This window comes from Prosthecobacter gellanilyticus (assembly GCF_007992435.1).
Taxonomy (GTDB): Bacteria; Verrucomicrobiota; Verrucomicrobiia; order Verrucomicrobiales; family Verrucomicrobiaceae; genus Prosthecobacter; species Prosthecobacter gellanilyticus.
In genome coordinates, this window is record NZ_BKAG01000058.1 from 1 (window position 1) to 13,808 (window position 13,808).

Genomic DNA, 13,808 nt, shown 5'->3' on the forward strand with positions numbered 1-13,808 from the left:
TGCGGGCTGGCTGGTTCTTTTCGTGATCGCGGCTCTTCACGGCGAGCTTTGGTTCACCGCGTTCCATGCAGCGCAGGATCTAACTCAAGTGGGCTTTGCCACGCTCGGCATTCTGGGTGGCTTTTGCATCTGGCTTCCTGCGGCCATCTGGTGGGGCACCCATCGACACCTGTTTGGCAGGAAGAATGCCTCCCATGATCCGACGGACACAAACCAGGATCACTCTTCCACCGGCACAGCCTTCACGGGTGGGCTTCCGACCGGTGGCGTTCCGACAGGTGGTGAGGCTGAGACCGGTTCTACCGTGGATCCTGCCTTGGGCACGGAGCTCAACGCGGTGCCGACGATCAAAGAGGAGACTCCGCGTCCCCACTGATAACCGAAGCCAAAGGGCAGGTCGCCGGCCTTGTGATGCGCGAAGGCATCGCGAAGATCCGGCTGGTCATGCTTGGCGAATAGTTCGATAGGCCCGGGGTAGTTGCCATAGAGGCCCATGATCCATTCATTGCCATTGAAGAAGCGCAGGGGAATGCCGCTGTCATCCTGAACGACGTTGCGTGTGTTGGTGAGCAGGAAATCACGGACGGTGGTGAACTCGCTCATGTGCATGAGGTAAGAGGCTGCCTTTGTGAAGCCATTGCCACGGCCCTGCTTCTTGCAGAAGGCGATGAAGCCCGGATTGCTCTTGATGCCCCAGTTCGAGAGATCGCTAGTGAAGTAGTACAACGTCTGTGTGCGGCCCGTGGTGCCCTGGAAGACAATCTTCACGCCCGGTGTCTTGGACTTGTCTGTGGTGAGGTCACCACTGCTGCTGAGTTTCACCATCTCGACGCTGCTAATTTGGCAGCCAGAGCGTGCCAGGAAGACCATGATGACCGGCAGCGTACCGCTGAGCTGCGTGGCATTCAGATCATTCTTCATGTCAGCCGTGATGAAGAAGCTGAAGCTCAGGATGGCATTCAGGGACTTGCGCAGGTTTGCGAGCGCTGCGGCGCGCACCGCTGGATCCAGGGCCTCGATCTGAGGAAGGTTTCCCACCGGCTCGCGTGCGCACAAAATGTAGGTGCTGGCATTCGGAAAGAACGCGTGCGCATACAGCATGTCAGGTCCGCTGAAAGGATAAAAGAGCGGGCTTGGGTCCGAGTAGACGAAGTTCAGGTTCGCGGGCATCCAGGTGCGGATGGGGCCGAGCTGGCGATCCTCCACGTCCACCCAGGCGCGCTGAAACTCCGAGGCATGCTGCTGCCAGGCTCCTTCCCGCGCCCAGGGTTCGAGCGTGGAGCCATCGATGTTCAGCCCTGCCAGATAGCGTGCCTCATCATTCGGCGATCCTGCCAGCGCCGTGACGGCGCTGAGAGACCAGAGGCAGAAAAGAGAGAGAAGGTTTTTCATGGCTTACGAGGGTTCAGGAAGTTTACGTCCAATCTCATCAATGCGGTAACCAAAGCCACTCCCCTTGAGTGTGCTCAGGTCCACCACACCACCACGACGGCGATACAGCCCGGGGTGAATGCGCTCCTCGATGACGGAGGCATCCGGATAAAACTGCATCGCATTGCACTCCACTCCCTGGATGGTCCCCGCGTGCGCAGCGAGACGCACATGCGGGATGATGGCCAGCATGGGGTTCGTGAGGTCCTGCACCATCAGCGGCATGCCGTGCGCCTTGGCCCAGCAGAGGCTGAGCAGCGCGCCGGTCTGAGTCTTGCAGGTCTTCAGCGCCACACCGCTCCAGCCGAGACGACGTCCGAGACGAACGAACTCCCAGTCATGCGCGCTTTCATCCAGGAACAGCGGTTTGCGTGCGGAGACACTGCGCACATCGATCTGATGTGCTTCCAGATCATACGGGAAGGGCTGCTCCACATACAGCGTGCGCGCATAGATCTCCGGTTCATCGGCAAGCAGGCGGTCCGTGATCGCATTCACATATTCCGGATCCTTCACCGTGCAGTTGAAGTCGGCGCTCAGCCAGCGCACACCATTGGTTAGGCCGATGCGGCCCACACGCACCATGCGCTCATAGTCCCAGGCGGCATCCGTGCCGCGCAGCTTGATTTTCAGGCACGTCAGGCCGTCACGCTGAATCCAGTCCGCTAGCAGCAGGGGATGCTCGTCCTTCGGCTCGCTGCCGGTGAGATCACAGGCTTCCAATGCATCCACACCACCCACGAGATGCCAGACGGGGAGCTGCTTCGGAGCTTCGCGCACCAAATAGTCCTGCGGATAGCGGCCGCGGAAATCAATGCCGCTGCCTTCCTCGGCGTGGATGAAGGCGCTGAGGTCACGCGACATGAAGTCAGGCCCATACGTGTCATACACATCCTTGTTCAGCAGGTGACCAAAGGCATCATGAATGGCGATGTCAAAGGCGCTGAAGGCCACGAGCGAACCGAGGTAAGGCATCTCCGGCCCTCCCGCTTCCGTATTCGCGGCTTTCAAGGTCGCGGCCAGAGGGCCATGAATGAAATCAGCCCCAATTTCCATGGGGTGGCCTTCCAGCCCGCTGCTCACGAGTTCCTGGGCGAGGCGCCTGGAGAACTCCTCCATGCGGCGCAGGCGATCCGACACAGCCAGGGTGCTCGGCCAGACCCAGGAGACACTGAGCGGGGTCTCGCCCCAGCCTTCGGCGCTCTTGCCACCACGATCAGTGACGGCGACCTTCACGCGCAGGCATGAAACACTGGTCACGGTCTCCGGCCCGAACTTGAGCGGCACGCGCATGGTCACCGGCAGGAAGTAAACGGAAGCGGCGGTGACTCGGATGTCGGTAGGTTTCATGTCTGGTTAGGTTATAAAATTTGGATCAGGTGGACTGGCTAGAGGCAAAAATGAGAGGGTCAGTGTGGCAAGAATCCCGCTGCTGCCAAATCGTGACTCGACTCATGATCATGAATCGCTAAGCATTCTCCCCCGATGGTTCCGAAATCTACATGGTTTCAAAGATTCCTCCACGAACTGATGCCCGTGATCTACGGCATCGTCGCGGCGGTGATTGCTATCGGTGGATTGGTGGTGGCCATTTTGATCTATGAACATCGTCCTGCGGAGGCGAGCCCGCCGAAGCAGCTCCAAGCTCCGATGCTCAGTGCTTCCAGGCAGCCATCCGTGGCACCCAAGAGCCTTTTGTCTCCTCCGGAAACGATCCGCCCGGCATTGCCTGCGAATCAGGAACTGCCTCCGGCTCGTGAGGTCGCACCAGCACCAGCACCCGTGCCGGCACCCGTGGAGCCCATGAAGGTCCTGCCAGCACCTCCGCCTCCCCCACCTTCTCCACCTGTTATCACGAAGGCACCATCGGTCCCGAAGATCGAGTGGACGTGGACACCGTTGAAGGATGACGTCACCACCCTCTTCCATAACGTGATCCCGGATCTCGGAGGCCTGCCACTCCTGCAGTATGCGGTGATGCTCGATGACGCGGAGTGGATCGGCGAACTGCTCTCCCGCGGTGCGGATCCGAATGAGCAGACCCCTGCTGGTGATACCATGCTGTGTCATGCCGTGCGTCTTTCGGCCACGAACAGCGTGCGTGCTTTGGTGCACGGAGGTGCAGACGTCACTAAATACGGTCTCGAGAACCAGCTTCCCCTGGCGCTGGCTTCACTGCGCCGTGGCACGGATATTTATCGGGCTTTGCTCACCGCAGGCGCAGATGCGAATACTCGCTTCATTGCCCCGGTGAGCAAGGAACTGCTGGATCGTGTGACCATCAAGGATTTGAAGAATGCGCTCTCGGATGATCGCGGTGTGACACCGCTGATTGCCTGCGCGGCGCGTGGTGATGTGGAAGGCGCGGCGGAGTTGCTGCGCTGGGGTGCCAAGCCGGATCGCTGCACCACGAGGTATCATCGTTACCCCATCAACTTTGCGGCGACTCAGGGGTATCTTTTCCTCATGCGCATCATCCTTGGTCGTCAGCCCGAGTCGGAGCCGCAAATTCTGGTGACCATTGATCTCAGCCGCCAGCGTGCCTGGGTGACCAAGGAAGGCCAGATCATCGACACCTGTTCCGTCTCCACCGGACGTGAGGGTTATAACACACCTGCCGGACGCTACGTCATCACGGACAAACATCGGTCATGGACCTCCACGCTGTATCACGTGGCCATGCCCTACTTCATGCGTCTGAACTGCAGCGCCATCGGCCTGCACAGCGGCTACGTCACGGGCCGTCCGGCCTCTCACGGCTGCATCCGCCTGCCTTATGACAAGGCGAAGAAGTTCTTCGGCCTCTGCAATGTGGGCGATGAGGTGCAGATCGTGTATTGATCCGATCAGAGCATCGTGCCTTCGAGTCCCTGGACCTCTTTCTTTACCAGGGCACCGACACGATGCTTGGCCAGATAGACCTGGGCGGCATTGATGCCCAGTGCCTCGCTGGTCTTCTTCACGCCCCAGCCCTTCATCACGTAGCAGTCGAAAATCTGAAACTGTCTCGGCGAGACCTTGGCTTTCACTCGCTCGATGGCGGCGGAGGTGATGTTGTCCCGCCATTCCTTGTCCCAAATGCTTTCCAGGAGGTTGTCCTTCTCGTTCGACAGGCGCTCCAGGGCCAGATTGCTCGTCTCCTCGCTCTCCGAATTGCCTTGGTCGGCCAGGGAGGGCTGGCGCTTGCGGGCGCGGAACACATCCAGCACACGCCAGCGGGTCATCTGCAGCAGCCAGGCTTTGAAAGAACCGGCGCGGGGATCATATTGACCCTTCTGCACCTGCCGGGCGATGGCGATGATGGTCTCCTGAATCACATCAAAGGCCTCCTCACGGGTCAGGCCGGCTTTGGTGGCCACCGAGTAGATCAGGCGCCAGTAGGTCTGGTAGAACTCATTCCACGTTCGCTGATCTTCCCAGTTGTTGAGACGTTCGATGAGAGACTTGCGGGTTTTTTCCCACAGGCCTTTCTCTTTTTTAACTTCTTCTGGGATTTCCGGCGTCTCCTCCATTAGCTTCTGATTCTCTGCGGTTCGTGCCCGGTGTCAAACCTCGTGTCACCCTGAGAGCGGCCCGCCATGAAAAAATCTTTCTTTCGGCAATCTCCAGCTACCCGGTCGGGTGGGTCAAAGACTGTGCAGTCTATGCCATCAGACTCGTGCAAGGCTGCCGGGCTTTCGTCGTTCATGGGGGCTCATGAAACTCTCGCGCCTTCTCTTTTCCCTGCTGCTCGCCCTGAGCGGCCTGACCCTCCAGGCGGCGGACAAGCCGGACGTACTCTTCATCGCGGTGGATGACCTCAATGACTGGACCTCCTACCTGGGCGGGCATCCGCAGACGAAGACGCCTAACATTGACCGCCTGGTGGCTCGCGGCACGGCCTTTACGAACTCCCACTGTGCGGCCCCGGCCTGCAACCCCTCTCGAGCCGCATTGATGAGCGGTCTGCGCCCCTGGACGACCGGCATCTACACGAATGGCGACCCTGCTGCGGGCGTGCTGAAGGATGTGAACACGATCAACCGGCACTTCCTGGCCAGTGGCTACAACACCCTCGGCGGCGGCAAGATCTACCACAACATCAATGCCGAAGGCCGCAAGGACACCTGGACGGAGTGGGCGGGCCTCTTCCCCAGCATCGCCGAGCATGAGGAGAACATGAACGGCCTCAAGGGTGGTCATTTCGACTGGGGCGCTGTGGATGGAAAGCCCTCTGACATGGGTGACTACAAGCTCACGGACTGGGCCATCAACCACCTCAAGACAGCGCCTGCAGACAAGCCGCTTTTCCTCGCTGTTGGTTATGTCAAACCGCACCTGCCCTGGTATGTCCCGCGTGAGTATTTCGACCGCTTCCCGCTCGATTCCATCCAGCTGCCCACCGTGAAGGAAGATGACCTGGCAGACATTCCTAAAGCGGGCGTTAAGATGGCAGGTCCTGAAGGGGATCACGCCAAGGTGCTGAAGTCAGATCAGTGGAAGAAAGCGGTGCAGGCCTATCTGGCCACCATCTCCTTTCTCGATGATCAGGTGGGCCGTCTGCTCGATGGTCTGGATGCCAGCCCGCGCAAGGACAAGACCATCATCGTCTGGTGGACGGATCACGGCTGGGCGCTCGGCGAGAAGCAGCACTGGCGCAAGTTTGCGCTTTGGGAGGAAACCACCCGAACCAGTTTTGCTATCACGGCACCAGGCATCACCAAGCCCGGCACATCCTGCACCGCCTCTGTGGACTACACGAACATCTACCCGACGCTCTGCGAGCTCACCGGCCTGCCATTGCCAGAGCATGTGAAAGGCCCCAGCCTCGTGCCGCTTCTCAAAGATCCGAAAGCTGCTTGGGACCACGTGGCTGTGTGCTCGCATGGCAAGGGCAATCACGCTGCTCGTGACAGCCAGTGGCGCTACATCCGCTATGCGGATGGCAGCGAGGAACTCTACGATCACAGCAAGGATCCGTATGAGTGGACAAACCTCGCCAGCGACGCTGCCAGCAGCGAGGTCAAGACACGCCTCGCCGCTGTGTTCCCAAAAGAGGAAGCTAGGCCCACCTCCGGCGGCAAAGGTGGCAACGGCGATGGCGGTGAAAAGAAGCCCGCCAAGGGCAAAGGGAAGGGGAAGAACGCGAAGAATGCAGAGTGACGGCACACGTGAAAGGCCGCGTGCTGGCCCAAGCCGCAGCGGCCTAACATGCGTTGCGTTGGGTGGGCGCGGTTACTTCAGGAAGCTCTTCAGCATCCATACGGTCTTCTGATGCAGGGTGACACGGTTGATCATGAGATCCTCCGTCTCGGCATCATCGGTGTTACCGGCGAGGTCACGGCATTTGACCGCGTCTGAAAGCAGCTTCTCATTAGCCTTGATCAGCTTTTTCACATAGTCCTCCTGCGAGAGCGGCGAGACAAACTCCTCCATCTGGGCCACTTCAGCCAGCCTGCTCAGGCCGCCAATGGCATACGCATTCAGGGCACGCACACGCTCGGCGATCTCATCGACGGCTGTGAACAGCTCCTCATACTGCGTCTGAAAGGCTGTGTGCAGCGCGAAGAAGCCCTGACCTTCGACATTCCAATGCGCAAGATGGGTTAGTGACAGCAAGGCATAGGAATCGGCGAGAACCTGATTCAGGCTGTCTGTCAATTCAGTGGGGTGGGTGGAGTCCTTTTTCATACCCGGTTATACGGATTGGCCGCCTTCAATGGATGGATCGCCAGCGAGCGACGTCTCAGCCACCTCTCGTTCATGGGATCAGGTGACGGCCTTATTTCCGCATCAGCTTCCTTGCCTTCGCCGCATACTTCTTCAGTCGTTCCCGCTCCTCGTTCCAGTATTCCATCTCATTCTCCGTGATGCCGATGGACATGGCGTCGAGCAGGGTGAGTAGCGTCTCAGCATTTCCTGTGACGTAACTTTGCAATGTCGCGACGAGATCAGACGACTCAGGCAAGGTGATGGAGAGATTCAAAGGCACCGCAGCATCAAAGAAACGATGCGGATAAGTCGAGATCGGTGCGGATGGCCAGGTGAGCCTGTAAAGGCATCTGGCCAGGCTGCCATAGACATGACGAAAGGCTGATGGATGCGGCCCGGTGCCGCCTTCCTCACGACTCAGGGAGAGCATGAGCTTGCCAGCCTCGACATTGATCTTCAGCCACCATGGCTCGCCTTGCCAGACGCCGGCGCGATTGAATTTCGGACGATACTCCAGCAGCAGCATGCGTTCGAGTTCGATGGCTTCCTCAGCGGTGTCACAGGTCTTCCACTCGATGCGAAAAACACGATGCACCAAACGCAAAGTTCGTTTGGCGTTTTTTTCCGGTGTCACATGCCGGTAGCTGCCGATCCGCGAGCGCAGATCCAGTGACTGGCCGATGTAGAGCAGTTCATTCGTCTGACTGTAAAAGAAGTACACGCCAGGCACGCCCGGCAGCGCGCGAAAGAACTCATTCCCCAGCCGTGCCGAGAGAGGATTCTCGATCCGGAAGAGTTGGGGTTGCTTGGCGCTGACTGAGGACATCCGAACGGGAAGCTGCTTCATCGCCGATGGATGTCCACTCGGGAGGTGCTGAAGTTGCTCCGCCGCGATCAGGCTTTTTGCCAGAGTTTGCCGCTGGTCAGCCAGTCGTTCACGAGATCACGAAAGGCCTTCACGGCAGGGCTGAGCTCATCGGGATTCCATACCATCACCAGTGGCACGGTGTGTTCTGGAGTTACCGGAATGTACTGCAAGCCAGGAGGTATGGAGGAAGCCGCGGCCACGCTGTCCGTGGCGATGCCCACACCGGCGCCTGCTTCCACATAGGTTAGCACGGTGCCCATGAGACTCGGGTTCTGCGCGATGCGTGGCGCAAAGCCTGCGGTGCGGCAGGCGGCGAGGATCTCATCATGCAGGCCCACGCCTTCACGCCGGGCCAGCACGATCAGCGGCTCCTGCGCGAGGCTTTTCCAAGGGATGTTTTTTTTGCCGGCGAGAGGATGCCCCCCTGGCACCACGATGCCCAAAGGTTCCTGCCTGAGCAAAAGAGTGCTCAAGGCACGCTCGCCCTGGCCGGGCACGGGACGCGTGAGAGCCACGGACAGACGTCCTTTCGCCACCATCTCCCAGACACGTTCCGGGGTGCGCTCCTCAAGGTGCACAGATACTTTTGGGAAACGCTGGCGATACTCGGCCAGCAGCCGGCCGAGGAAGATCTGGGTCGGCGGGCCGATGTAGCCCAGCCTCAATTCACCCTCTTCACCTGCGGCGGTGCGCTTCACCTTGCGCAGAGATTCATCCAGACGCTCCAGCACCACGGCGGTCTCCGCCAGAAGCACACTGCCTGCGGGTGTCAGAGACACGGTGCGGCGGCTGCGATCAATCAACTGCATGCCCATGTCCTGTTCGAGCTCCTGCACGGCCCGTGAGAGCGCGGGTTGCGCAATGCGCAGGCGACGAGCCGCTTTCGAGAAGCTCAGCTCCTCGGCCACGGCTTGAAAATAGCGCAGATGTCGCAGGTCCATGAGCTGTTTTAGCCGTCGAGTGAAGGTCTGACAACTCCCGTGGTTGCCAGAGGGCACAAGTTTGATCAAAGTCGCCGTACATCCATGACCCGTCCTGAAGCCATCCAGCACATCCGTGAAGCCGCGAAGAACATCGCCCTGCAGATGATGAAAATCCATCCGGCCCTGCCACATCTGAAGGACGAGGAGACCATGAAAGAGAGCCTCAAGGCTCTGCATGAGATGACTGTGCATCTCGAGACCATCAAGAAGAAGATCGGCCGCCTCGAAAAGCAGGACGACAGCACTCTCCTCTGACCCGGCGTAGCGGCAGGCGTCAGCATGCCGAGATATGGGTTAGCAGCACAATCATCACGCCAAGGTTTGAGGCAGCGGCAGGCGTCAGCATGCCGCCTTCCGCGATCACTTCAGCGTCTCTGCGAACTTCTGGTAGTGCTCCACCGCTGTCTGATTGTGCCTCGCCAGCAAGGGGCCGAGCTTCGCCGCCTCCTTGTTTTTCAGCGCATTGACGATGGCCCGATGATCCTGGTTCGCCGCCACCATGTCAGGCGGCTGCGCCAAGGGGAAAGCGCTGCGGTGCAGGCGCTCCCACTCGGTCAAAAGAGACTGCAATGTCTGCTCCACTCTCGTGAACCCACCGATACGGCAGGGGAGCAGATGGAACTCACGGTTGGCGGCTTCGAAGCCTGCGCGATCACCCTTCTGCGCGCTGCTTTCCATCTTCTTGAGCAGCGCTTCCAGCTCCAGGAGATTACCTTCCGCCAGATGCGGCAGGCATTGCACGGCTGAGATGCCCTCCAGCGCGCCGAGCATGGCAAAGATCTCCCCCAGTGAGGCCACGTCCACCATGGTCACGCGCACGCCGGTGTGCGGGGTGATCTCCACCAGCCGCTCAGACTGGAGCTGGCGCAGCGCCTCACGCACGGGGATGATGCTGACCTGAAAGCGCTTCGCCAGGGAGTCGATCACGATCGCTTCCCCGGGTTTGAGCGCGCCGTTCAGGATCTCCGTCCGCAGCGCCTCATACACCGCCCGCTGCTTCGTGGGGACGTTGGCAGAGGCGAGGGGCAGGGCAGCTCGTGGGCGGGCGGGCATGTACAGGAGAGTCTTTGGCGTCAATCCGGCCTCTAGGCAACTCTCTTGCCACTCCCTCTTGAGTTTGCCAGGATTCACGGCTCTCTCGTCCCTCCCCAGTTCATGTCCCGCGTCCCCGAAGAAACCCTCCAGCAGATCCTGGCCTCCACAGACATCGTGGACCTGATCGGCCGTACGGTGAAGCTGCGCCGCGCCGGGACGAACTGGGTGGGCCTCTGCCCCTTCCACAACGAAAAGAGCCCCTCCTTCAATGTCCGGCCTTCCACGAACTCCTACCACTGCTTTGGCTGCGGGGCAGGGGGGAATGCCTTCCGCTTCCTGATGAACAATGAGGGCCTGACCTTCATGGAAGCCGTGAAACGCCTGGGTGATTCCGCCGGCATCCGCATCCAGGAAGAGGTCTGGGATGCCAATGCTGAAAAGGAGGCGAAGCACCGCACACAGCTCATCCGCGTGCATCAGGAGATTGCGGAGTGGTATCACCAGCTGCTCATGAAAAGCCCGCTGGCTGCCGCGGCGCGGGATTATTTGAAAGGACGTGGCATCAACTCCGCCGTCGCCAAAAACTGGCTGCTCGGGTATTCACCGACGAACAGCCAGCTCATGCGCCAGTGGGCCACAGAACAGAAGTTTGGCAGGCAGATCCTCATTGATGCTGGCATCCTCATTTTCAGCGAGGAGCGTGGCGATGCCTACCCCCGCTTCCGCGACCGGCTCATGTTCCCCATCCGCAATGACAATGGTGATGTCATTGCCTTCAGTGGTCGTCTGCTCCAGGCCGATGCCAAGGCGGCGAAGTACCTGAACTCGCCTGAGACGCCCATCTTCAGCAAGAGCAAGGTCCTCTTCGGCTTTGACCGCGCCAAGCGGAACATCTCCAAGGCTGGACGAACGATTGTATGTGAGGGGCAGATTGATACCCTCATGCTCCACGAGGCTGGCTTTACCAACGCTATCGCTGGTCAAGGCACCGCGTTTACTGAGGTGCACGCAAAGCATTTGAAGCGTTTAGCGGACGAAATCGTGCTTTGCTATGATTCGGACAATGCAGGTTTAAAGGCTGCGGAACGTGCCTTTCAGGTTCTTGCTCCCACAGGGTTGGTAATAAAGGTAGCGGGCTTGCCGCGAGGAGAAGATCCCGATTCTCTTCTTAGGAAGGAAGGTGCCGAAGCCTTTTCAAAGAGAATTGAGGCAGCCGAGTACTTCATCGATTTCCAACTAGAGCACTTGGCTCGCACAAGAGACCTTAATGACATGGGACAAAAGGTTAAAGTGGTCCAAGAGATGGCAGTGAATGTTCACTTGTTCCCAGAACCTGTGAAAAAGCAGGCAACCATCATGAGAGTTGCCTACAAACTTGGGCTATCGGAAGAGGTTGTCAGAAATTTTGTGGAGCGTTCGCAATTGAAGGCAGAGCGTAAGGGTTCAAAAACGGACCAGCCGACTCAAACTTCTGGTCAGCAAATTATCGCAGCCCAAGACAAAAATGCTCTCGACATTGTCCGTCTTGCGTTGGCGGATGCCCAAGTTTTGGATTGGCTGCGACACCAAGAGCATGACGAGGTTCTCAGGGACGTCCCTGGTACCGAGTTGCTAGCTCTGGTTTGGCGGGGGAAGTTTGACTCAGTTGACCCCGTAGCGGTGAATGTCTACCTCACCACCCTCCAGCCGGACGAGGAGTCCGCACTGAACCAGCTTTTGCACGAATCTAGTGCTTCGGGCGGGCTGGCGGCAGCGGAGCACGCTTTTGGCGCTCTAGAGCTAACTCGGCTGCAAATGCTCAAACTACGCCTGCAGACCCACCTCAAACAACCCGGCCTAACCCCGGAAGACATTGCCGAGCTACAACGAGAAATCTGGGCCCTGCACCAGGAAATCAACAAAGTGCAGCAGCAAATGGTCAAACGGGAGATGTAGAGGCGTAAAAGTCCCGGGATGTGAGATTTTCGCGTTCCCTCCATCTGCCCATTGCCGAGTTGGAGGTGGGTGGTAGCTTTCCGTTCTCCTTCCACGCCCCCTGGCGCTCTTTTCCCTGACCTCGTCCCCCCCTGCATGTCCTGGCTCTCTTCCCTTGGCCCCGTCGGTGAAGCCCTCTACTTCATCATCCTGATTTTCGAAGTCCTGCTCGTCTTCAATCTGATGATTCTCGTCCACGAGTGGGGCCATTTCCTGGCCGCCCGCTGGCGGGGCCTGAAGGTGGAGGCCTTCCAGATCTGGTTCGGCAAGCCTCTCTGGAAGAAGACCATCAATGGCGTGCAGTATGGACTCGGCTGCATCCCGGCCGGTGGCTTTGTCAAGCTTCCCCAGATGGCTCCCATGGATGCCATCGAGGGTGAAAGCTCCAGCACAGAGCCCCTGCCTCCCATCAGTCCGCTGGACAAGATCATCGTCGCCTTCGCCGGCCCGCTTTTCAGCTTCATGCTCGCCTGCTTCTTTGCCGTTTTCGTCTGCTGGCTGGGCAAGCCTGAGAGCGAGCCCTTGGTCACCACCACCATTGGTTATGTGGTGAAGGATGGCCCCGCTGGCAAAGCCGGTCTCAAGCCTGGAGATAAGATCCTGAGCATCGATGGCCAGCCAATCAAGCGCTTCGAGGGTATGACCACGGACACCGTCACCTGGAACGTTATCTCCAGTGAGGGCAAGACCATCCAGTTCAAGGTCGAGCGTGATGGCCAGGCTCTGGCACCGATCGATGTGGATCCTACTGCCTGGCCACCTGAGGACAAGAAAGAGGAGAAGCCCAAGACTTGGTTCCAGAAGGTCTTCAGCTTCATCTTTGATCGTCCGCCCCTGCGCAAGATCGGCATCACCGGCAAGGAAGTGCCCATGATTGGCGAAGTCATGCCCCATGGACCTGCTGACGATGCTGGACTGCAGGTGGAGGATGAACTCCTTTCCGTGGATGGCCAGCCCCTGCTCCACAAGGCTCAGTTCTCCGATTACATCGAGACCCGTGCCGATCAGCCCATCCAGGTCATCATTCGCCGAAAAGACAAGGAGAGTGCCGCGAGCAAGGAGAGCACGATCACAGTCACTCCGCGCCTGCCTGACAAGCGTCCAACGACTTGGACCATGCCGTTGGCCGGCTTCAAATGGCACCCCACCGGTGCTCGTAAACTGGCGCATCCAAGTGTGTGGGCGCAGGTTTCAGGTTCCGCCAAGGCACTTGTCAGCATGATTCAGAAGCTTGTGACATCGAGCTCAGACATCAGCCCCGCCCACATGAGCGGCCCCATCGGCATTGGCCGTGTGTATTACAATCTTCTTCAGGACTCGGAAGCCCTGCTTCAGGTCCTCTGGTTCAGCGTCGTGCTGAACGTGAACCTTGCGCTCATGAACCTGCTGCCGTTCCCGGTGCTGGACGGCGGCCATATTGTCATGGGCATTGGCGAGGCCATCCGCGGTCGTCCACCTCGCGGACGCATCCTTGAGTTCATCCAGACTGCCTGCGTGCTCGGTCTCCTTTGCTTCTTCGTCTTCGTGACCCTCAAGGACACGGGAGACATCCTTCCCGGTGGCGGCAAGAACCCGGCTGATGAGATCAGCTGGCTGCCCAAAGACCAGCGCACAGCGAAGTAACACAGCCCCGAAGTTGCGATAGCGTCCCGGAGTGCGGTGGCAGAGAGGCTGGGAGCAACCGTGCCTCGTCGACACCGCTCTCGTGCGCACCCAGCGTCCTCCATCTTCAAAGGATCCCGTGCGCGCCTAACAGGTGATGCGAAAATTCTTGGCATGGAGAAACACAAGCGCGTCCTCTCTCTAAGCCTCTGTGTCCCTCTGTG

The 13,808-nt window shown here is 59.1% G+C and carries 12 protein-coding genes; 5 read left to right on the forward strand and 7 right to left on the reverse strand.

The window, feature by feature from the left end; translation table 11 throughout:
- Window positions 1-219: 219 nt before the first annotated feature.
- Together BGE01nite_RS25045 and BGE01nite_RS25050 are read right to left on the reverse strand one after the other, a co-directional pair.
- Window positions 220-1,392, reverse strand: coding sequence for a hypothetical protein (locus tag BGE01nite_RS25045; RefSeq protein ID WP_146854923.1), 1,173 nt, complete (start codon window positions 1,390-1,392; stop codon window positions 220-222).
- Window positions 1,393-1,395: 3 nt separating this feature from the next.
- On the reverse strand, window positions 1,396-2,781 hold the full coding sequence (locus BGE01nite_RS25050; RefSeq protein ID WP_146854925.1) for a mandelate racemase/muconate lactonizing enzyme family protein: 1,386 nt from the start codon (window positions 2,779-2,781) through the stop codon (window positions 1,396-1,398).
- Between the two features lie 180 nt (window positions 2,782-2,961).
- Between BGE01nite_RS25050 and BGE01nite_RS25055 the strand changes: the two genes are divergently transcribed.
- Window positions 2,962-4,272, forward strand: coding sequence for a L,D-transpeptidase family protein (locus BGE01nite_RS25055; protein ID WP_170267050.1), 1,311 nt, complete (start codon window positions 2,962-2,964; stop codon window positions 4,270-4,272).
- 5 nt (window positions 4,273-4,277) lie between these two features.
- On the opposite strand, the gene BGE01nite_RS25060 is transcribed toward BGE01nite_RS25055, so the two are convergent.
- Window positions 4,278-4,943, reverse strand: a complete 666-nt coding sequence (locus tag BGE01nite_RS25060; RefSeq protein ID WP_146854929.1) for an RNA polymerase sigma factor — start codon at window positions 4,941-4,943, stop codon at window positions 4,278-4,280.
- A 184-nt stretch (window positions 4,944-5,127) separates the two neighbouring features.
- Between BGE01nite_RS25060 and BGE01nite_RS25065 the strand changes: the two genes are divergently transcribed.
- On the forward strand, window positions 5,128-6,573 hold the full coding sequence (locus BGE01nite_RS25065; protein WP_218033097.1) for a sulfatase: 1,446 nt from the start codon (window positions 5,128-5,130) through the stop codon (window positions 6,571-6,573).
- Window positions 6,574-6,645: 72 nt separating this feature from the next.
- Here BGE01nite_RS25065 and BGE01nite_RS25070 read toward each other — a convergent pair whose 3' ends face one another.
- The 3 genes from BGE01nite_RS25070 to BGE01nite_RS25080 form a co-directional block, all read right to left on the reverse strand.
- Window positions 6,646-7,101: a Dps family protein gene (locus BGE01nite_RS25070; protein WP_146854931.1), complete on the reverse strand. Its 456-nt coding sequence runs from the start codon at window positions 7,099-7,101 to the stop codon at window positions 6,646-6,648.
- Between the two features lie 91 nt (window positions 7,102-7,192).
- Window positions 7,193-7,948 carry a nucleotide excision repair endonuclease gene (locus tag BGE01nite_RS25075; protein ID WP_170267051.1) on the reverse strand — a complete coding sequence of 252 codons (756 nt, stop codon included), beginning with the start codon at window positions 7,946-7,948 and terminating at the stop codon, window positions 7,193-7,195.
- A 68-nt stretch (window positions 7,949-8,016) separates the two neighbouring features.
- Window positions 8,017-8,931 carry a LysR family transcriptional regulator gene (locus BGE01nite_RS25080; protein ID WP_146854935.1) on the reverse strand — a complete coding sequence of 305 codons (915 nt, stop codon included), beginning with the start codon at window positions 8,929-8,931 and terminating at the stop codon, window positions 8,017-8,019.
- Window positions 8,932-9,015: 84 nt separating this feature from the next.
- Here BGE01nite_RS25080 and BGE01nite_RS25085 point away from each other — a divergent pair, with 84 nt between their 5' ends.
- Window positions 9,016-9,228 carry a hypothetical protein gene (locus tag BGE01nite_RS25085; protein ID WP_146854937.1) on the forward strand — a complete coding sequence of 71 codons (213 nt, stop codon included), beginning with the start codon at window positions 9,016-9,018 and terminating at the stop codon, window positions 9,226-9,228.
- A 105-nt stretch (window positions 9,229-9,333) separates the two neighbouring features.
- Here BGE01nite_RS25085 and BGE01nite_RS25090 read toward each other — a convergent pair whose 3' ends face one another.
- The gene (locus tag BGE01nite_RS25090; protein WP_146854939.1) at window positions 9,334-10,026 is read right to left on the reverse strand and encodes a GntR family transcriptional regulator; all 693 of its coding nucleotides are present in this window, start codon (window positions 10,024-10,026) and stop codon (window positions 9,334-9,336) included.
- A 102-nt stretch (window positions 10,027-10,128) separates the two neighbouring features.
- Between BGE01nite_RS25090 and dnaG the strand changes: the two genes are divergently transcribed.
- On the forward strand, window positions 10,129-11,943 hold the full coding sequence (gene dnaG, locus BGE01nite_RS25095) for a DNA primase (RefSeq protein WP_146854940.1): 1,815 nt from the start codon (window positions 10,129-10,131) through the stop codon (window positions 11,941-11,943).
- 135 nt (window positions 11,944-12,078) lie between these two features.
- The gene (gene rseP, locus BGE01nite_RS25100; protein ID WP_146854942.1) at window positions 12,079-13,605 is read left to right on the forward strand and encodes an RIP metalloprotease RseP; all 1,527 of its coding nucleotides are present in this window, start codon (window positions 12,079-12,081) and stop codon (window positions 13,603-13,605) included.
- Window positions 13,606-13,808: the final 203 nt, after the last annotated feature.